The 19,363-nt window shown below is 67.5% G+C and carries 19 protein-coding genes; 2 read left to right on the top strand and 17 right to left on the bottom strand.

Annotated features, from left to right (window positions below; translation table 11 throughout):
* Positions 1–92: 92 nt before the first annotated feature.
* Positions 93–377 (top strand): YiaA/YiaB family inner membrane protein, encoded by a 285-nt coding sequence (locus AU198_RS18580; protein ID WP_064350035.1) that lies wholly within the window; start codon positions 93–95, stop codon positions 375–377.
* 10 nt (positions 378–387) lie between these two features.
* On the opposite strand, the gene AU198_RS18575 is transcribed toward AU198_RS18580, so the two are convergent.
* The 9 genes from AU198_RS18575 to metH all read right to left on the bottom strand — a co-directional run bounded on the left by AU198_RS18575 (position 388) and on the right by metH (position 11,609).
* Complete coding sequence (locus tag AU198_RS18575) at positions 388–939, bottom strand: nuclear transport factor 2 family protein (protein WP_064350034.1); 552 nt, start codon at positions 937–939, stop codon at positions 388–390.
* Between the two features lie 25 nt (positions 940–964).
* Positions 965–2,344 carry an FAD-containing oxidoreductase gene (locus AU198_RS18570; protein ID WP_064350033.1) on the bottom strand — a complete coding sequence of 460 codons (1,380 nt, stop codon included), beginning with the start codon at positions 2,342–2,344 and terminating at the stop codon, positions 965–967.
* 16 nt (positions 2,345–2,360) lie between these two features.
* Positions 2,361–2,843 (bottom strand): DUF4126 family protein, encoded by a 483-nt coding sequence (locus AU198_RS18565; protein WP_064350032.1) that lies wholly within the window; start codon positions 2,841–2,843, stop codon positions 2,361–2,363.
* Between the two features lie 67 nt (positions 2,844–2,910).
* Complete coding sequence (gene hisG, locus AU198_RS18560) at positions 2,911–3,762, bottom strand: ATP phosphoribosyltransferase (protein ID WP_064350031.1); 852 nt, start codon at positions 3,760–3,762, stop codon at positions 2,911–2,913.
* A gap of 32 nt (positions 3,763–3,794) precedes the next feature.
* On the bottom strand, positions 3,795–4,076 hold the full coding sequence (locus tag AU198_RS18555; protein ID WP_064350030.1) for a phosphoribosyl-ATP diphosphatase: 282 nt from the start codon (positions 4,074–4,076) through the stop codon (positions 3,795–3,797).
* Positions 4,077–4,092: 16 nt separating this feature from the next.
* Complete coding sequence (locus AU198_RS18550; RefSeq protein WP_064350201.1) at positions 4,093–5,652, bottom strand: FAD-binding protein; 1,560 nt, start codon at positions 5,650–5,652, stop codon at positions 4,093–4,095.
* Positions 5,649–7,106 (bottom strand): sugar porter family MFS transporter, encoded by a 1,458-nt coding sequence (locus AU198_RS18545; RefSeq protein WP_082691094.1) that lies wholly within the window; start codon positions 7,104–7,106, stop codon positions 5,649–5,651. Before AU198_RS18545 ends, AU198_RS18550 begins: the two co-directional genes overlap by 4 nt.
* Positions 7,107–7,163: 57 nt before the next feature.
* A complete protein-coding gene (locus AU198_RS18540; RefSeq protein WP_064350200.1) occupies positions 7,164–7,847 on the bottom strand; it encodes an HAD family hydrolase in 684 nt (227 codons plus the stop codon).
* A gap of 12 nt (positions 7,848–7,859) precedes the next feature.
* Positions 7,860–11,609 (bottom strand): methionine synthase, encoded by a 3,750-nt coding sequence (metH, locus tag AU198_RS18535; protein WP_064350026.1) that lies wholly within the window; start codon positions 11,607–11,609, stop codon positions 7,860–7,862.
* 441 nt (positions 11,610–12,050) lie between these two features.
* On the opposite strand from metH, the gene AU198_RS18530 reads away from it, so the two are divergent.
* Positions 12,051–12,917, top strand: coding sequence for a PAC2 family protein (locus tag AU198_RS18530; protein WP_197416167.1), 867 nt, complete (start codon positions 12,051–12,053; stop codon positions 12,915–12,917).
* A gap of 3 nt (positions 12,918–12,920) precedes the next feature.
* Here the strand turns inward: AU198_RS18530 and AU198_RS18525 are convergent, their stop codons facing one another.
* Genes AU198_RS18525 through AU198_RS18490 form a run of 8 tightly spaced genes read right to left on the bottom strand, consistent with a single transcriptional unit; the run spans position 12,921 to position 19,260 of the window.
* Positions 12,921–13,799: an SDR family oxidoreductase gene (locus AU198_RS18525; RefSeq protein WP_064350023.1), complete on the bottom strand. Its 879-nt coding sequence runs from the start codon at positions 13,797–13,799 to the stop codon at positions 12,921–12,923.
* Positions 13,800–13,840: 41 nt separating this feature from the next.
* Positions 13,841–15,079, bottom strand: coding sequence for a cysteine--1-D-myo-inosityl 2-amino-2-deoxy-alpha-D-glucopyranoside ligase (mshC, locus tag AU198_RS18520; protein ID WP_064350021.1), 1,239 nt, complete (start codon positions 15,077–15,079; stop codon positions 13,841–13,843).
* Positions 15,080–15,136: 57 nt separating this feature from the next.
* A complete protein-coding gene (locus tag AU198_RS18515) occupies positions 15,137–15,916 on the bottom strand; it encodes a 3'(2'),5'-bisphosphate nucleotidase CysQ (protein WP_064350020.1) in 780 nt (259 codons plus the stop codon).
* 4 nt (positions 15,917–15,920) lie between these two features.
* Positions 15,921–16,754: an SCO1664 family protein gene (locus tag AU198_RS18510; protein ID WP_064350018.1), complete on the bottom strand. Its 834-nt coding sequence runs from the start codon at positions 16,752–16,754 to the stop codon at positions 15,921–15,923.
* Positions 16,738–17,325, bottom strand: coding sequence for a DUF3090 domain-containing protein (locus tag AU198_RS18505; RefSeq protein WP_064350016.1), 588 nt, complete (start codon positions 17,323–17,325; stop codon positions 16,738–16,740). Before AU198_RS18505 ends, AU198_RS18510 begins: the two co-directional genes overlap by 17 nt.
* 46 nt (positions 17,326–17,371) lie before the next feature.
* Entirely contained in the window at positions 17,372–18,076 is a 705-nt protein-coding gene (locus AU198_RS18500) for a histidine phosphatase family protein (RefSeq protein WP_064350015.1), read from the bottom strand.
* Complete coding sequence (locus tag AU198_RS18495) at positions 18,073–18,903, bottom strand: undecaprenyl-diphosphate phosphatase (RefSeq protein WP_064350199.1); 831 nt, start codon at positions 18,901–18,903, stop codon at positions 18,073–18,075. The genes AU198_RS18500 and AU198_RS18495 overlap by 4 nt, the downstream gene beginning before the upstream one ends.
* A 45-nt stretch (positions 18,904–18,948) precedes the next feature.
* Positions 18,949–19,260, bottom strand: coding sequence for a hypothetical protein (locus AU198_RS18490; RefSeq protein ID WP_064350013.1), 312 nt, complete (start codon positions 19,258–19,260; stop codon positions 18,949–18,951).
* Between the last annotated feature and the right edge of the window lie 103 nt (positions 19,261–19,363).

Below are 19,363 nucleotides of genomic sequence, written 5' to 3'. Positions count from 1 at the left end.
AGATCGGCCAGTCGCCCTTGTGATCCGCGCGACCGGGAAGCTCGGGTAGTTCTACCTACCCACGTGGTCGGCCGCGCCTGCACGCTGGCGACATGGACACACCAACCTCCTCGCGGACCACCGCCGCGTACTTCCTGCAAGCCGCAATCGCTTTCGGCGTCAGCCTGCTCGGACTGCTCGGCGGAATTCTGTTCCTTCCCCTCGACCCCTGGCAGCGCCTGTTCCTCGGTATGACGGCGCTGTTTCTCGTCACCAGTTCGTTCACGCTGGCCAAGGTGATCCGCGACCAGCAGGAAGCCGCCACCATCCGGGTGCGGCTCGATGAGGCCCGGATCGAGAAGTTGATCGCCGAGCACAACCCCTTCACGACCACCTAGTCGTAAGGAGTTACGCCCGTTCCCCGCGCGGAAATGCGGTGAAAAACGCGTAAGAGGGGTCTTGGGCGTCCATGCGCCCCTTGGCCAGCTTGCCCGACACCGATTTCTTGGCATCGGTCGCGAGTGGCGACGAGAACTCGTGAGTCCAGTCGGCGACGCACTTGCGTTGCGCGAATTTCCACTGACCTTCGTGCTTGGAATAGCGGTCGAGATAGCGGCCGCCGGTGATCAGCACATACTCGACGCCATCACGCTCGGCACGGTGGTAGGCGACAACGTAGGCCTCCCCTTCGGCGGTCTCGGGGCCGGTGATCCGGATCAGGTGATTCGTGACGTTGTGCTGAACCGCCGCCAGACCACCGAGTAAGACTCCTATCGAGTCGATGAACTCCTGGGCCGTGTTTGTCGCGTTGAAGCCGTGCTCGTCGCGGGCGTCTGGTTCGTACAGCGTTGCGGCCAGCGCGATGTCGCCGCGATCCATCGCGCGACAGTACTGAAGGACGAGATCGCGGATCTCGTCCTTGGCGGCCAAGGCATCGGAATTCGACAACGGCGTGGGCATGCCTCGACGGTATTCCATCGTCGGCCTAGGTGAGCGGCGTCATCTCCTGCAGCATCGTGGGCACCAACTCGCTGACCGTCGGATGGATGTGCATGGTGCGTGAGATCGCGGTGTAGGGCTTCTTCGCGGTCATGATGTCGAGAATCGAGTGGATCACCTCGTCGCCGCCGACGCCGAGGATCGCCGCGCCGAGGATCTGCTCGGTCTCCGCGTCGACGACCACCTTCATGAAGCCCTGCGTCTCGCCCTTTTCCACCGCGCGGCCGACCCGCGTCATCGGGCGCTTGCCCACCAACGCCTTTCGGCCCGACTCGCGCACCTGGGCCTCGGTCAGACCGGCGCGGCCCAGCGGCGGGTCGATGTAGAGCGCGTACGTGGTGATGCGGTCGCTGACACGTCGCGGGTCGTCGTCGAGCAGGTTCGCCGCGACGATCTCGAAGTCGTTGTACGACGTGTGCGTGAACGCGCCCTTGCCGTTGCAGTCACCCATGGCCCAGATGTGTTCGACGTTGGTGCGCAGCTGATCGTCGACGACGATGTAGCCGCGGCTGTCGGTTTCGACCCCGGCATTCTCCAGCCCAAGGTCGTCGGTGTTCGGGGTGCGGCCGACCGCGACAAGCAGATGGGTTCCCGCGATGGGCGCCGCACCGTCACTCGGGATGACCTCGAAGCCGCTGCCGGTCTTGGTGAATCGAATCGCGTCGGCACCGAGGACGACGTTGATGCCCTCGGCTTGCAGGATGTCTTTGACCGTGGCCGAGACATCCTCGTCCTCGCGCGAGGTCAACCGCGGCCCCTTCTCGATCACGGTGACTCCGGCCCCGAAGCGGCGGTACATCTGCGCGAACTCCAGCGCGATGTAGCTACCTCCGATGATGACGAGATGCTCGGGGACCGTGTCGAGTTCGAGGATGCCGACGTTGGTGAGGTAGTCGATGTCTGCGAGCCCGGGCATGTCGGGTGCGACGGCGCGACCGCCGACGTTGAGAAAGATCTTGTCCGCAGACAGCACTCGGCCGTCGACGCGGATCGTGTGCGGATCGGAGAATCGGGCGTGGCCGCGGATGAACGTGCATCCGTCCATGCCGTCGAGCCAGGACTCGACGCCCTCGCGGTCGCCGAGCACGATCTTGTCCTTGCGTGCCTTGACCTTCGCCATGTCGACGCGGACATCACCTGTGCTGACGCCGTATTCAGCGCCGCGGCGGGCCAGGTGAGCGGCGTGCGCGCTGGCGACCAGGGTCTTGGTCGGGATGCATCCGTAATTCACGCACGTTCCGCCGACGAGTTTGCGTTCGATCACCGCGACCGTCTGCCCCGCCTGCGTCAGCCGGCCCGCCAGTGGTGGTCCGGCCTGCCCGGCGCCGACGATGATCGCGTCGAATTGTTCTGTCACTTCAGTCATTTCAAGCGGCATCTGTTCACACCAGGCTGACCAGGAACGCGATCAGGAAGCCGCCGCCGACCGCGACGATGTCCTCGACGATCGCGCCCGGGCGGTCCTGACCGTTGCGCAGGTCGGCGAAGCGTTGACGTGCCGCCGCGCCGCCCATCGTGCCGAGGACCGCGCCGATGACGCCTGCGCCGAGCGCACTGAACGTGTGGAAGTACGCACTGCCGATCACCGCGCCGGCGAAAGCACCCGTGATGAGCCGGGTGATGAACTGCGGCGCCGTCCTACGACTTGGTGTGCTCGGCAGCTGATCGGTGACCAGTTCGACGAGCAGGAAGATGGTCAGCACGGTGACGGTGATCGGATGAGCCATCCACTCCGACCATTTCCCGTCCACGTCGATCCACCCCAGCAGGGCGCCCCAGGACACCACCGCGGGTGCGGTGAGTGCGCGCAGGCCGGCGATGACGCCGATCAACACAGCGAGTACCAGAATCAGGACCTGCGTCATGGCGACCTCCGGCCGGTGTTATGGACCTCCGGACGCTAACACGCAGGCTGGACGGGGTCGCGCCGAATCACAGGCGACAGAATCGGATGTCGGAGGCCAGGATCGCCTTGGCGCCGATGGCGGCGAGTTCGTCCATGATCTTGTTGACGTCGCGGCGGGGCACCAAAGCGCGCACCGCCACCCACGCGGGGTCGGCGAGCGGAGCGATCGTCGGCGACTCCAACCCGGGGGTCACCGCGGTCGCCTTTTCGAGCACGCTGCGCGGACAGTCGTAATCGAGCATCAGGTACTGCTGGCCACGAACCACGCCCTGCACACGGGCCACCAACTGGGCGCCGGTGGGACTGTCGGGCGCGCCGTCCCGCTCGATCAGCACCGCCTCGGAGTCACACAGGGAATCGCCGAATGCGACGAGGTTGTGCAGCCCGAGCGTACGGCCGGAGCCCACCACGTCGGCGATCGCGTCGGCCACGCCGAGTTGCACGGAGATCTCCACCGCACCGTCGAGCCGGATCACCGTCGCCTCGATCCCGTGGGCCGCCAGGTCTTTTCGGACCAGGTTCGGAAACGCGGTCGCGATCCGCTTCCCCGCCAGATCCTCCACCCGCCAATCGCGTCCGGCCGGACCGGCGTACCGGAACGACGACGAGCCGAATCCCAACGCCAACCGCTCCCGCACCGGCGCATCCGATTCGGCGGCCAGGTCTCGGCCGGTGATCCCGAAATCCAGCTGCCCGGACCCGACATAGATCGCAATGTCCTTGGGCCGCAGGAAGAAGAACTCGACATTGTTGGCCGGGTCGACGACTGTCAGGTCCTTGGTGTCCGTGCGGCGACGGTAGCCGGCCTCGGACAGGATCTCGCTCGCCGGTTCGGAGAGTGTGCCCTTGTTGGGAACCGCGACACGAAGAGGGGACATCGGCGATGAGCCTCTCGGGCGAAGAGCAGACATTAGAGCTTCCCGTAGATGTCGTCGAGGGTGAGGCCGCGCGCCAGCATCAAGACCTGTGTCCAGTACAGGAGCTGGCTGATCTCTTCGGCGAGGGCGTCATCGCTTTCGTGTTCGGCCGCCAGCCACACCTCGCCGGCCTCCTCGAGGATCTTCTTGCCGATCCCGTGGATGCCTCCGTCCAGAGCTGCGACGGTGCCGCTACCGGCGGGGCGGGTCCGGGCGCGTTCGCTGAGCTCAGCGAACAGGGCGTCGAAGGTCTTCACGGCACGCGATTGTGTCACGCTCGCACCCGCCGGGTCACGCCGGTTTGCCCGACCGTCCTGAGGTACGCGCCATGTGCAGCGCGGCGCGGTGGCTGAACAACAGCGACGCCCCGATCGGGTTCCCGCCGCCGGGGTAGGTCTCTCCCGACACGGCCGCCATCGTGTTGCCTGCCGCGTACAGCCCCGGAATGGGCCGGTCGGAGGTATCCAGGACGCGGGCGTCGACATCGGTGCGCAGCCCGCCCTTGGTGCCGAGATCGGAGACACCGAACGCCGCCGCGCGGTAGGGCGGGGTGTCGATCGGCACCAGCGGCGACGAGCCACCGGTGAAGGCCCGGTCGAACGATTCGGCGCCGCGACCGAAGTCCTCGTCGACACCGCGCGCCGCGAACTCGTTGAACCGGCGCACCGTGTTCTCCAATTGCGTTGCCGGAACACCGATCTGCTCGGCAAGCCCCGCCAGCGTGTCGGTCTGCACCCACAACCCCTGCGACACGTACTGCTCCGTCGGCGAGAACGACACGTTGGTGGCCATCACGGGCGGCTGCTCGCCGGTTCGGCTGTCGTAGACCATCCAGTACCGCGACCCCACCGTGCCGTCGCGCATCGCCGCCAGGATCGCGCGGCCCAGCCGGTCGTAGGCCGCCGACTCGTTGGCGAAGCGGCGGCCGGACCGGTCGACGAAGATACCGCCGGTGAAGCACAACGCGAACGCCGCACGGCCGTCGGGATGGATCAGCCCCGGCGCCCACCAGGCCTGGTCCATCAGGTCCACGCCGGCCCCGATGGCGATCGCCGCCCGATGCGCCATTCCGGTGTTGGCCGGGGCGCCCATGGTGTCGCGGGCATACCCGGGGACGCCGAATTCGGCCCGCATGTCGGCGTTCTGCTCGAAACCGCCCGTGGCGAGAAGCACCCCGCGCCGCGCCGTGATCGTGCGGCGCTCACCGTTGTGGTCGACGACCGCGCCGACCACGCGGCCGGCCTCGAGGACCAACTCGACAAGGGTGGTCGACAAATGGGCGGTCACGGCGGGGTTGTCGGCCATCGCCCACAGGAACCGTCCGACCAGCGCCCGCCCGCCGGTGAGCAGATCGGGCTGCGGCGCCCCGAGGCGCTCATGGTCCAGCGGCCCGCGGACCAGACCCGCGAAGCGACCGAGACGCTCGTCGGGTACCGCCTTGGAAACGATGTGGCGCATGCCGTCGTTGCGGGCCCCGGCCGCCGAACTGTAGTAGTCCGGCCACGGCAGGATTTTGAACGCGAAGTGCTCGTCGCGTTCGAGGTAGTCGATCAGCGCCGCGCCGCCGCGGACGTAGGTCTCCTGAAGAGCCGCGGGCGTGCGGTCGCCGACGACCTCGCGGTAGTAGCGCAGCGCCTCCTCAATCGTGTCGTCGCATCCGGCGCGGGCGAGCACCGCGTTGCACGGATACCACATTCCCCCGCCCCCGGAGTAGGCGAACGTACCGCCGAAGCGGTCGGTGGCCTCCACGATCGCGACCGAAAGTCCCTCCCGCGCAGCGGTATAGGCTCCGGCCAGCGCCCCTGCGGAGCCGGCGACGAGTACGTCGACCGACTCCTCGATGCCGGTCAGACGCTCTCCTGCTGCGGTGCGGCCTCGTTGCCCATGTCTTCGAGGTGCTTGCCCTTGGTTTCTTCGATGTACTTCCACACGAACAGGAACGACAGCACCGCGCAGATGGCGTAGAAACCGTAGGCGACGCCGAGCGAGAAGTCACCGAGTGCGGGGAACGACGCCGTGATCGCGCAGTTGGCGATCCACTGCGCTGCGGCGGCCAGGCCCAGCGCGGCGCCGCGGATGCGGTTCGGGAACATCTCACCGAGCAGCACCCAGACCACCGGACCCCACGACATGCCGAACGACACCACGAAGAGGTTCGCGGCCACCAGCGCTATCGGGCCGGCGATTCCGTCCAGGCTCGGCTGGCCGTCGACCACCGGCGCCGTGCCGAAGAGGATCGCCATCGTGCCGAGCGTGATGGCCATGCCCGTCGACCCGACCAACAGCAACGGCTTGCGGCCGACCTTGTCGATCAGCGCGATGGCGATCAGCGTGGTGACGATATTGGTGACCGACGTGATCACGGTGATCAGGAACGCCTGGCCCTCCCCGAAGCCGACGGCCTCCCACAACACGTTCGAGTAGTAGAAGATCACGTTGATGCCGACGAACTGCTGGAACACCGACAGCAGCACACCGACCCAGACGATGGCATAAAGCCCTCCGGTCGGCTTGCGCAGATCGCGCCACGACGGCGGTGTCTCCGACTTCAGCGAATCCTTGATGCGGGTGATCGTCAGTTCGAGGTTCTTCTCCCCCAACAGCCTCGACAGGACTCGCCGGGCCTCCGGAATACGGTATGTGGCAACGAGATAACGCGGCGATTCGGGAATCGTGAACGCCAGCACGCCGTAGACCACGGCGGGCACCGCCATCACGAGGAACATCCAGCGCCAGGCGGGCATCCCCAGCCAGAGCTCCTCGCGTGACCCACCGGCGAGGTGGGCCAGGAGGGCATCGATTGCCAGCGAGACGAAGATGCCGGTGACGATGGCCAGCTGTTGCAGCGAACCCAACCTGCCCCGGATCCGGGGCGGTGAGGTCTCGGCGATGTATGCCGGTGCGATGACCGAAGCCACGCCGACGCCGATACCGCCCACGACACGGAAGAGCCCGAACATCCAGATGTTGGTCGCCAGGCCGGTGCCGAAGGCGCTGATGAAGAACAGCAGCGCGGCGATCTTCATCACCGACAGCCGGCCGATCTTGTCGGCCAGCCGGCCGGCGACCACCGCGCCCATCGCGGCGCCGATCAGGGCGGCCGCAACGGCGACGCCCGTCACCGCCTTGGTGGTCTGGAAGTGGTCCTCGACCGCCGCGACCGCGCCGTTGATGACCGCGCTGTCGTAGCCGAACAGCAAGCCGCCGAGCGCGGCCACGGATGCAATGAGGACGACGCGACCGCTGTGTTCGGATTCCTCGTAATCCACACCTGTCGAGGAGTCACCAGCGGGTCCGTGAGTCATGTGAGACCTTTCCACAGCATCGCGTGATGGACGTCACATTCAATCACAGACCGGTGGTCAGGCGGTGCGTTCTCCTGGCCTCGTCACCAGTTCGGAATGGACCCGGCGAAGGTCCTCGGCGCGCAACCCGGCGAGTGAGGAAACCTGGCGTCGGCGTGGCCCGGCGGGAACGGCTACGTCGTTGGGTACCACCAGCACCGGGCATCCGGCACGCTCGGCGGCCGCCGAGCCGGTGACGGAGTCTTCGACCGCCAGACACGCGATCGGATCGAAGCCCAGCAGTGCCGCCGCGCGCTCGTACACGTCGGGTGCGGGTTTGCCACGGGCCACCTCGTCAGCGCAGACCGTCGCCGAAAAGTAATGCGTACCAATGCTGTTCAGCGCCCTATCGGTCAAGGCACGCAGCGTGTTGGTGACCAGAGCCATCGGAACTTCTTCCGCCGCAAGCTCTTCGAGCAATTCTTCCGCACCGGCACACCACGGCAGCCCGTCCTCGAACAACTCCGCGGTGTAGTCGTGCAACCATCGGCTCGATTCGGCCATGGCGCGCGGATCCTGCTCGAGACCGAGATCGGTGTACACGGTCCTGATCGTGTCTTCGGCCGAGCCGCCGACCAGCGCTTCACGCACCTGGGGGGTCAGTTCGCCGCCGAGTTCGGCGTACAGCGCCGCCAGCGAGACGTCCCACAGTTTCTCCGAATCGACCAGGGTGCCGTCCATGTCGAAGAGAACCGCGCGCAGCGCCTCCCCCATTCAGTCCTCCGGGTTGTAGCCGAGATTGGGCGCGAGCCAGCGCTCGGCTTCCTTCAGCGTCCAACCCTTGCGCTTGGCGTAGTCGGCCACCTGGTCCTGGGCCAGCCGGCCGACCACGAAGTACTGCGACTGCGGGTGCGAGAAGTACCAACCGCTGACCGCGGCACCCGGCCACATCGCCATCGAATCGGTCAACTCGATGCCGGTCCGCCTGGTCACGTCCAGCAGGTTGAACAGCGTGGCCTTCTCGGTGTGCTCCGGGCAGGACGGATAGCCGGGCGCGGGCCGGATCCCGACGTACTTCTCGGCGATCAGCTCGTCGTTGCTGAGCTGCTCGGCGGGCTGGTAGCCCCAGAACTCCTTGCGGACCCGCTCGTGCATCCGTTCGGCGAACGCCTCGGCGAGCCGGTCGGCCACCGACTCCAACAGGATCGCGCTGTAATCGTCCAGGGCGGCCTTGAACTCCATGATCTTTTCCTGGCTGCCCAGCCCGGCGGTGACGGCGAACGCGCCGACGTAATCCGACAGACCCGTTTCCTTGGGGGCGATGAAATCACCCTGCGAGCGGTTCGGGATGCCCTCGCGGTGCTCGCCCTGCTGGCGCAGGTTGTACAGCGTGGTCAAAACCTCGGTGCGGCTGTCATCGGTGTAGACCTCGATGTCGTCACCGACGGCGTTGGCCGGGAAGAAACCGATGACGCCGTTGGCGGTCAGCCACTTCTCCTTGATCAGGGTGTCGAGCATCTCCTGGGCGTCGTCGTACAGCTTGCGGGCGGCCTCACCCGTGGCCGGGTTGTTGAGGATGTCGGGGAAGCGGCCCTTCATCTCCCAGGCGTTGAAGAACGGCTGCCAGTCGATGTACTCGCGCAGCTCGGCGAGGTCGTAGTCCAGGAACTCGCGCACGCCGAGGCCCTGGGCGGGCACCGGCGGGGTGTAGCCGTCCCAATCGATCGGCGTCCGGTTCGCGCGCGCCTTCTCCAAGGTCAGCATCGGCCGGTCGTTCTTCTGGGCGTGCCGTTCCCGCAGCGACGCGTAGTCCTTCTCGGTGGCCTCCAGCAGGCCCGGCCGCTGTTTGTCGTCGAGTAGCGCGGCGGCCACCGGGACCGAGCGGGAGGCGTCCTTGACCCAGACCACCGGACCGCTGCGGCGCGGCGAGATCTTCACCGCGGTGTGGGCGCGCGAGGTGGTCGCACCACCGATGAGCAGCGGGATCTCCAGTCCCGCGCGTTCCATCTCGACAGCGAAGTTGGCCATCTCGTCCAGGGACGGCGTGATCAGCCCGGAGAGCCCGATGATGTCGGCGTCGTGTTCCTTGGCCGCATCCAGGATCTTCTGCGCGGGCACCATCACCCCGAGGTCGATCACTTCGAAGTTGTTGCACTGCAGCACAACTCCGACGATGTTCTTGCCGATGTCGTGGACGTCGCCCTTGACGGTCGCCATGACGATGGTGCCGTTGGTGTCTTTGGATCCGGTGGTACCGGCCTCTTCCTTCTCCGCCTCGATGAACGGCAGCAGGTAGGCGACCGCCTTCTTCATCACCCGCGCCGACTTCACGACCTGGGGCAGGAACATCTTGCCCGACCCGAACAGGTCGCCGACGACGTTCATACCGTCCATCAGCGGGCCCTCGATGACCTCGATCGGTCGCCCTCCGGCGTCGGCGATCTCGGCGCGCAGTTCCTCGGTGTCCTCCTCGACATGGGCGTCGATGCCCTTGACCAAGGCGTGCGTGATGCGCTCGCGGACCGGTAGGGATCGCCACTCCGCGGCGGACGGATCCTCCGATTTCTCGGTGCTGTTGAACCGTTCGGCGATCTCGAGCAGGCGCTCGGCCGCGTCGGGCCGACGGTTGAGCACGACGTCTTCGATGCGCTCGCGCAGTTCGGGGTCGATCGAGTCGTAGGGCACCAGCGCACCGGCGTTGACGATGCCCATGTCCAGACCCGCCTTGATGGCGTGGAAGAGGAACACCGCGTGGATCGCCTCGCGGACCGGGTTGTTGCCTCGGAACGAGAACGACACGTTCGAGATGCCGCCGGAGAGGTGCACCCCCGGCAGGTTCTCCTTGATCCAGGCGCACGCCTCGATGAAGTCGATCCCGTAGGTCGCATGCTCCTCGATGCCGGTGGCCAGCGCGAAGCAGTTCGGGTCGAAGATGATGTCCTCGGCGGGGAAGCCGACCTCTTCGGTCAGGATCCGGTAGGCGCGACCACAGATCTCTTTGCGGCGCTCCAGATTGTCGGCCTGCCCCTGCTCGTCGAAGGCCATCACGACGACGGCGGCGCCGTATTTGCGGCACAACCTTGCCTCGCGAATGAACTTCTCCTCGCCCTCCTTCAGGGAGATCGAGTTGACGATCGGCTTGCCCTGCACGTTCTTCAGGCCGGCCTCGATGACCTCCCATTTGGACGAGTCGATCATCACCGGCACGCGGCTGATGTCGGGCTCGGACGCGATCAGCCTGGTGAACCGGTCCATCGCGGCGACGCCGTCGATCATGCCCTCGTCCATGTTGATGTCGATGACCTGCGCACCGACCTCGACCTGCTGCAGGGCCACCGACAGCGCGGTGTCGTAATCCTCGGCCTTGATCAGGTTGCGGAACCGGGCCGAGCCGGTGATGTTGGTCCGCTCACCGATGTTGACGAACAGGGTGTCGTCGTCGATGTTGAGCGGTTCCAGCCCTGAGAGCCGGGTGGCCACCGGGATCTCGGGCACCTGGCGCGGTGGCTTGCCCTCGACGGCCTCCGCGATCTTGGCGATATGCGCGGGCGTCGTGCCGCAGCACCCGCCGACGAGGTTGACGAACCCGGCCTCGGCGAAGTCAGCGACGTAGCCGGCCTGACGCTCGGGGGTCTCGTCGTACTCCGCGAAGGCGTTGGGCAGCCCGGCGTTCGGATAGCAGGAGACGAACGTGTCGGCGATTCGCGACACCTCGGCGATGTAGGGCCTCATCTCCGGTGCGCCCAGGGCGCAGTTGAGGCCGATCGCGAGCGGCTTGGCGTGCCTGACCGAGTTCCAGAACGCCTCGGTGACCTGCCCGGACAGCGTCCGCCCGGAAGCGTCGGTGATGGTGCCCGAGATGACCACGGGCCAGCGGCGCCCACGCTGCTCGAACAGCGTCTCGAGCGCGAACACGGCGGCCTTGGCGTTGAGCGTGTCGAAGATCGTCTCGACGAGGATGATGTCGGCGCCGCCGTCGACCAGGCCGTTGGCGGCTTCGAGGTAGGCGGCGACCAGCTGGTCGTAGGTGACGTTGCGGGCGCCGGGATCGTTGACGTCCGGCGAGATCGACGCGGTCCGCGTGGTGGGCCCCAGCGCTCCGGCGACGTAGCGGGGCCTGTCCGGGGTGCCGACCTCGTCGCAGGCCTTCCGTGCCAGGGCGGCACCGGCGTAGTTCAGCTCGTAGCTGAGTTCTTCCATGCCGTAGTCCGACAGCGAGACCGCGTTCGCGTTGAACGTGTTGGTCTCGAGGATGTCGGCGCCGGCGTCGAGGTATTCGCGGTGGATCGCCTCGATGATCTGCGGCTGCGTCAGGTTGAGCAGGTCGTTGTTGCCCTGGACGTCGCTGGGCCAGTCCTTGAATCGCTCGCCGCGGTACCCGGCCTCGTCCGGCCGGTCGCGCTGGATCGCCGTGCCCATCGCGCCGTCGATCACCATGATCCGCCGGCCCAGGGTCGCCGTCAGCTCGTCGGTGCAGTCGGGGCGGATGTTCGGCGTGAGAGTGTTCGACTCAACGGCGGTCATGCGAGCTCCTTCCCTGAGGAAGGCGTCCTTGAGTCTGCCGAGCGTGGCGGATAGCGGTGAAGACCGGAATCCGTTGCAACGCCTCTCGACAGGGAAAGTCTACGTTGTCATCCAACCGATTTTCGGACGCCCGCCTCGACGCGGCGATCGGGCCGACCCGCACCCTTGAGCGAGGGTTGGCGGATCTGGTCGGCACTGTCGTCGACACCTTGGTCAACCAGATTGCCGCCGAGCGTATTTCGTTCCGGCGGGAAGCCGGGGGCACATCGCGCTGCCACCGATCAGCAGGGTGCCGCGCAAATCGGTGGTATCGGCGCGATCCTTTCCACCAGCCACGAATCCAGGGTAGTCGGCGAATCAAGTCAGCACGTGTGGCGATGGCGCTCCTACCCGCTCAGAAGGGCTTACGCTGGCGTTGTGACCTTGTCGGATGCGAGCGGTTTGAGACCGCCCGACCTGCCCGAACTCAACGACACGATCGTCGTCGCGGCGTTCGAAGGCTGGAACGACGCCGGCGATGCGGCCAGCGATGCGGTGGCGCACCTCGACGCGATCTGGGAAGCCGAGACGATCGTCGAGATCGACGACGAGGCTTATTACGACTACCAGGTGAACCGGCCGGTGATCAGGCAGGTCGAGGGGGTCACGCGGGAACTGGTGTGGCCGTCGATGCGGATCTCGCACTGCCGTCCGCCGGGTTCTGACCGTGACATCGTGCTGATGCACGGCGTCGAGCCCAACATGCGCTGGCGCACGTTCTGCTCGGAGTTGCTGGCGATCGCCGACAAGCTCAACGTGCAGACCGTCGTCATCCTCGGTGCACTCCTGGCCGATACGCCCCACACCCGGCCGGTGCCGGTGTCGGGTGCGGCCTACTCGTCGGATTCCGCCGCGGTGTTCGGGTTGGAGGAGACGCGGTACGAAGGCCCGACCGGCATCGCCGGCGTGTTCCAGGACGCGTGCGTGCAGGCCGGCATCCCCGCGGTGACGTTCTGGGCGGCGGTGCCCCATTACGTTTCCCAGCCGCCGAACCCAAAGGCGACGGTCGCCCTGCTGCGTCGCGTCGAGGATGTGCTCGACATCGAGGTGCCGCTGGCCGACCTGCCGACCGCTGCCGAGGAGTGGGAGCAGGCGGTTTCGGAGATGACCGCCGAGGACGACGAGATCGCCGAGTACGTGCAGTCGCTGGAGGAACGCGGCGATGCCGAGGTCGACATGACCGAGGCGCTCGGCAAGATCGACGGCGACGCGCTGGCCGCCGAGTTCGAGCGCTACCTGCGCCGCCGCGGCCCCGGCTTCAGGGGTTAGGGCTCAGCGCTTTTCCAGCGCTTCGGTGCGTGCGCTCATCGACCGGCCCAGCGCGGCGACCTCGGCGTCCATCTTCGGCAGCAGATCCGGTACCGACTTGAGTGAGGCCCGCTCCCCCAGCCGCGACGCCAGGACCGGCTTGAGCCAGCGCATCAGGCCGACGAAGCGGGGACAGTTGATCTGGCGTTTGCGCTGTTCGATGCCCTGGACGAACAGCTCTCCGCACTCGCGCACCGATGTGGTCTTACCCAGCGGTCCGGGCAGGGTGTCGAGCATGGCGCGAGCGCTGGGCAGGTCGGACCGGCTCTCCTGCACCAGAGGGGTGTCGATCCAGAGCATGTGCGCTGATCCGACGTCGACGCCGTGGTGGGCCACCTCCAGGCGCAGCGCGTTGGCGAAATGCTCGACCGCGGCCTTGGACGCGTCGTACGGTGCCATGCCTGCCGATGCCGCGTAGGCGGCGGCCGAGGCCACGATCAGGACGTAGCCGCGACGGTCGATCACCGACGGAAGCGCTGCCCGCACGGTGTGGAACACGCCGACGACGTTGACGTCCATCAGCGTCTGGAACGCTTCCGGGTCGACCTGCAGCACCGACCCGTAGGTCGCGATGCCCGCGTTGGCCATCACGACGTCGATGCCGCCGAACCGCTCAACACCCTTGGCGACGGCCGATTCCATCGCGGCCAGATCCCGCACGTCGGCGACCGCGGTGACCACGCCCTCGTTGCCCAACCTCGCAGCTACCTGCTCCAGCCGGTCCCCGTCCAGGTCGGTCAGCACCAACTTCGCGCCCTTGTCGTGCAGGCGGCGCGCCACCTCTTCGCCGATACCGTTCGCCCCGCCGGTGATCAGGACGACTTTGCCGTTCACAGAAGCCATGGGCGACAACGTACCCCGCTCGGGGAGACCACGGATAGGTTCTACAGCCGAATACCCAGCAAGGCGTCGACGGCGGCCGCCACCGTGTGCCCCGCCTCGGGGTCGTGGCCGCCGTAGGTCAGCGCGTCGGTGGTCCAACCATCCAGCGCGGCAAGCGCTTTGGGGGTGTCGAGATCGTCGGCGAGGTACCGGCGAACCCGTTCCACGACGTCGGTCGCGTCCGGCGCACCGGGCAGCGCGACCGCCGCACGCCACCGAGCCAGCCGCTCGACCGCCTCGGCGAGCAGGGCGTCACTCCAGTACCGGTCGGCGCGGTAGTGACCGGCGAACAGGCCGAGTCGGATCGCCGCGGGGTCGACGCCTTGGGAACGCAGCCGCGAGACCAGCACCAGGTTCCCGCGGCTCTTGCTCATCTTGTGGCCGTCCCAGCCGATCATGCCGGCATGTACGTAGTGGCGAGCGAATCTGCGCTCGCCGGTGACGGATTCGGCGTGGGCGGCGGAGAACTCGTGGTGCGGGAAGATCAGGTCGCTGCCGCCGCCCTGGATGTCGAGGTCGGTGCCGATGCGGCTCAGGGCGATGGCCGCACATTCGACGTGCCATCCGGGCCGTCCCGGCCCGAACGGCGACGGCCAACTCGGCTCCCCGGGCCGCTGCGCCCGCCACAGCAGCGCGTCGAGTTCATCGCCCTTACCCGGCCGCTCCGGGTCCCCGCCGCGTTCGGCGAACAACCGAGCCATGGTGTCGCGGTCGTAGCCGGACTCGTAGCCGAACTGCGCGGTGGCGTCGGCGCGGAAGTACACGTCGGGATACTCGGCGTCGTCGACGACGTACGCGGCACCCGACGCCAGCAGCTTTTCCACCACCTCGATGACCTCGGCGATGGTTTCGGTGGCGGCGACGTAGTCGTGCGGCGGCAGCACCCTCAGCGCGGCCATGTCCTCGCAGAACAGCCGGGTCTCGCGGTCCGCGAGATCGCGCCAGTCGATTCCGTCGCGCTCCGCGCGTTCGAACAGCGGGTCGTCGACGTCGGTGATGTTCTGCACGTAGTGGACCCGATGCCCAGCGTCCAGCCAGATGCGGTGCACGAGGTCGAACGCGAGATAGGTGGCGGCGTGGCCGAGGTGGGTCGCGTCGTAGGGCGTGATGCCGCAGACGTACATCGTGGCCGTTTCGCCCGCACTGACGGGACGGACCTGCCGGTCGGCGCTGTCATAGAGACGCAGCTGCGGTCCCCGGCCCGGCAGCGCCGGGACGACGGGGGCCGGCCACGAATTCATGGTCTCGACTCTAGGCATCGATGTCACCGACATCGCGGGCGGCCATTTCATTCCCGCTCAGTCCCTCCAGCGGCTCCGATACGCCGACAGGATCTCCTTGAGCAGCACCTCGGCCAGCTCCGATCGGCACATCAGCAGGTCGGGCAGGTAGGGGTCGCGCCGGTTGTAGACCAGCTCCGAGCCGTCGATGCGCGACGCGTGCAGACCCGCGGCCTGCACCACTCCGGCCGGCGCAGCCGAATCCCACTCCCACTGGCCTCCGGCGTGCAGATAGGCGTCGACGTCACCGCGCACCACCGCCATCGCCTTGGCACCCGCGGACCCGATCCGCACCAGCTGAATGTCCAACCGATCGCGCAGCCACCACAGCACCGGCGGCGGCCGGTTGGCACTCGCCGTGATCAGGATGGGGCCGTCGGCGCGCGGTGGCGGCGGGGTGACGGTGTCGGTGCGGTAGACCTCGTTGCGAGCCGGTAGCGCGACTGCGGCGTCGGTGATGCGCCCGTTCGGGCCGCCGTCGCGTCGCCACAGCGCGATGTGCACCGCCCAGTCCGTGCGTCGCGGCATGGAGTACTCGTGGGTGCCGTCAACCGGGTCGACGATCCACACCCGATCGGCACCGACGCGCGACAGATCGTCGACCGCCTCTTCGGAAAGCACCTTGTCCTCGGGCCGCGCGGCCCCAAGCCGATCGAGGATCAGCCGGTTGGCCAGCTTGTCGCCGGTGTCGCCGAGGCCGTACGGGTCGTAGAAACCCACTTCTTCGCGGACCTTCAGCAGCATCTCGCCCGCCTCGGCGGCCACTTCGGCGGCCAACGCCGCATCAGTCTGGGTCATCGCTTCAGAACGCCGGCCACGGGATCGGGCGGCGACGATCGGGTGAGGGCATCACCGGATCGGTCAGCAGCGCAACGGTTCTGGAGAGCAACGCGGCGATCTCGCGGCCGGTGATGAGGGTGCACAGTTCGTCGGCCAACCCGTTTTGCAGCTGATCGCGCAGCGCCGCCACCGATTCCAGCGTCTGGTCGTCGACGGGTTTACCGGCCCAACCCCACAGCACAGTGCGCAGCTTGTCCTCGCTGTGCAGGGTCACCCCGTGGTCGACGCCGTACACCCGGCCGTCGACGCCCGACAGGATGTGCCCGCCCTTACGGTCGGCGTTGTTGACCAGCACGTCGAACACCGCCATCCGGCGCAACCGGTCGTCGTCGGCGTGCACCAGGGTGACCTCGTCGCCCGCATAGTCGTAGGCCTGAAGGATCGGTAGAAAGCCCGGCGGAATGCAGCCCGCCGGAAGCAGATCCACCAGATCCGGGCCCGCCGGTCGTTCGTCGTCGACCTCGTCGCCCGGCTGGTCCACCCACAGTTGCACCATGCCCTCACCGGCGGGTCCCTCGCGAATGATGGTGTAGGGCACCACATTCCAGCCCAACGCGGCCGACACCAGGTAGGCCCCGCGCTCACGGCCGGCCAGCGTGCCGTCGGGGAAGTCCCACAGCGGCGCCTCGCCCGCGACCGGCTTGTACACGCAATGCACTTGCTGTGTACCGAAATTCGCCTCGCACAGGAAGGTTGCGTTGCTGGCCGATCGGATACGCCCGATGACGGTCAGTTCACCGCACCGCAGCACCTCTTCGCGGACGGCGTCGGCCCCGCCGTCAGATGTCGATGTCATCGTCGGACTCGGCGAAGGCGCCGCGCCGATAGCCGTTGGTGCGCACGCAGATGTGACCTTCGGGGTCCAGCGGTTCGTCGCACAGAGGACAGGGCGGGCGGCCTGCCGAGATGACCCGGTTGGAGCGCGTCGCGAACTCGCGAGCAGATTCCGGTGTGAGGAACACGCGTACCGCGTCGGGGCCTTCCTCGGCGTCGTCGAGCACCACCGACGCGTCGAACTCGGTCTCCGAGACCGCGAGCAGTTCGACGACGACCGTCTGAGCTTCCGAGTCCCAGCCCAGCCCCATCGTGCCCACCCGGAACTCGGCGTCCACCGGAGTGATCAGCGGGCTGAGATCCTCGACCTCACCGGTGTCGGGCGGGATCGGCGTTCCGAACCGGCGATTGATCTCCAGCAGCAGCGCGGCAATGCGTTCGGCGAGCACGGCGACCTGCTGCTTCTCCAGAACCACCGATACGACGCGCTTGTCGTGGACGGCCTGCAGGTAGAACGTGCGGTTGCCGGGTTGGCCGACGGTCCCGGCCACGAATCGGTCGGGTGTGCGGAAGACGTGGATTGCGCGGGCCATGGCACTTTCCAAAATACCTGTTGGGGCTTGTCAGCCGTAATTGCGACTAGCCGGTGGACCCGCCGACGACGGCATCCTCCGGCGGCACCTCGCCGTCCTCGGAGTCGGTCTTGGGCGGTTTGGGCGACAGGCCGGAGGTGAGTTGGTCGCCGGTGTGGTTGACGTGGATCACGAACGGCCGCACCGCCGTGTAGCGGATCACGCTCATCGACGCCGGGTCGGCGGTGATCCGCTGAAAGTTGTCGAGATGGGTCCCGAGCGCGTCGGCGACGATGGCTTTGATCACATCGCCGTGAGTGCAGGCGACCCACAACACGTCGCCCTCGTGCTCCTCGGCGAGTCGACGGTCGTGCTCGCGCACCGCGGCCACCGCACGGGCCTGCACGTGAGCCAGACCCTCCCCGTCGGGGAACACCGCGGCGCTGGGCTGTTGCTGCACCACCGCCCACAGCGGCTCTTTGACCAGATCGGCGATCTTGCGCCCCGTCCAGGCCCCATAGTCGACCTCCGAGATCCGGTCGTCGACGATCGGCACCAGGCCCAGCGCGGCGGCCAGCGGTTCGACGGTTCGTTCGCACCGCAGCAGCGGCGAGCGCACGATCGCGCGGATCGGCAGCGCACCGATGCGGGTCGCCACCGCCTGCGCCTGTTCGCGCCCCTTGTCGTCGAGGTCGACGCCCTCGGAACGGCCCGCCAGTGTGTGCGCGGTGTTGGAGGTCGAGCGGCCGTGCCGCAACAGGATCACCGTCATGTCGCCGCCACCACACCCGTCCCCAACAAGATCAGCACCACGGTGCCCAGCATGACGCGATACCCGACGAACCAGTACATGCTGTGTCGGACCAGGAACCGCAGGAACCAGGCCACCGCGGCGAAGCCGACGACGAACGCGATCACCGTCGCCACGAACAGCTGCGGGCCGGTGGCGCTCATGCCCTCCCCGACGGGGTGGAATGCGTCGGGAAGTGAGAACAACCCGGAGGCGAACACCGCGGGGATGGCCAGCAGAAAACCGAACCGGGCGGCCAGCTCGCGGTTGAGGCCGAGAAAGAGCCCGGCGCTGATCGTCGCGCCGGAACGGGACACGCCGGGCAGCAGGGCCAGGCACTGCGCGAAGCCCACGATGATGCTGTCCTTCCACGTCAGCTGTTCGACGCTGCGTGCCTGGCGACCGAAGTACTCGGCGGCGGCGATGACGGCCGAGAACACGATCAGCGCGATCGCGATGGCCCACAGATTGCGTGCGCCGGTGCGGATCTGGTCCTTGAACAGCAGCCCGAGCACCGCGATCGGGATGGTCCCGACGATCACGTACCACCCCAGCCAGTAGTCGGCGTTGCGGTGCGCGGTGACGAACAAGCCGTTGAACCAGGCTTTGACGATGCGCCCGATGTCCTTGGCGAAGTAGAGCAGGACCGCGAATTCGGTGCCCAACTGGGTGACGGCGGTGAACGACGCCCCGGCATCGTCGGCGAAGAACACTCGCGATGTGATCGCCAGATGCCCCGAGGAGCTGACGGGCAGGAACTCGGTCAGCCCCTGCACGATCGCGAGAACGACGACCTGCACCCACGACATCGCCGGCACGTCGGTCACGACGAAGACCGTACCGTGGGCGCGGTGTCAGCGGCCGGTGCGTGCCACCGGCTCTGCCGAAGCGACGAGATCGCGCACCGCCGCGCCCACGCTGCGCCGGTCGGTGAGGTCGATGTCGGTCAGCTTGCGGCTGGAGGTCGCGACCACGTCCTCTTCGTGCGGGACTGGGCCGGCCAGCCGCGGGCGGTAGATCTCGACGACGAGCATCTGGCGCTCGACGTGGAATGAGAAGCTGCGGCCGTCCCCCACCTGGCCGAACCCGCTGGCGTACAGGCCGGTGGTCATGTCCTCGATCACAAACTCCCCGGCACCGGTCGCGCGGTCCGTGGCGAGGGTCATGATCGCACCATACCGTTGACGCGCCCGCCAATTGGGAGGGCACGGCGGGCGGGCGAAAGCCCACGCGCGGTCTGCCTAGACTGGCCGTTCAGTCGCTTCACCG

Source organism: Mycobacterium sp. GA-1199, from assembly GCF_001500045.1.
GTDB lineage: Bacteria > Actinomycetota > Actinomycetes > Mycobacteriales > Mycobacteriaceae > Mycobacterium.
Note: the sequence above shows the minus strand (reverse complement) of the source record. Positions and strands in the feature narration are given on the sequence as shown.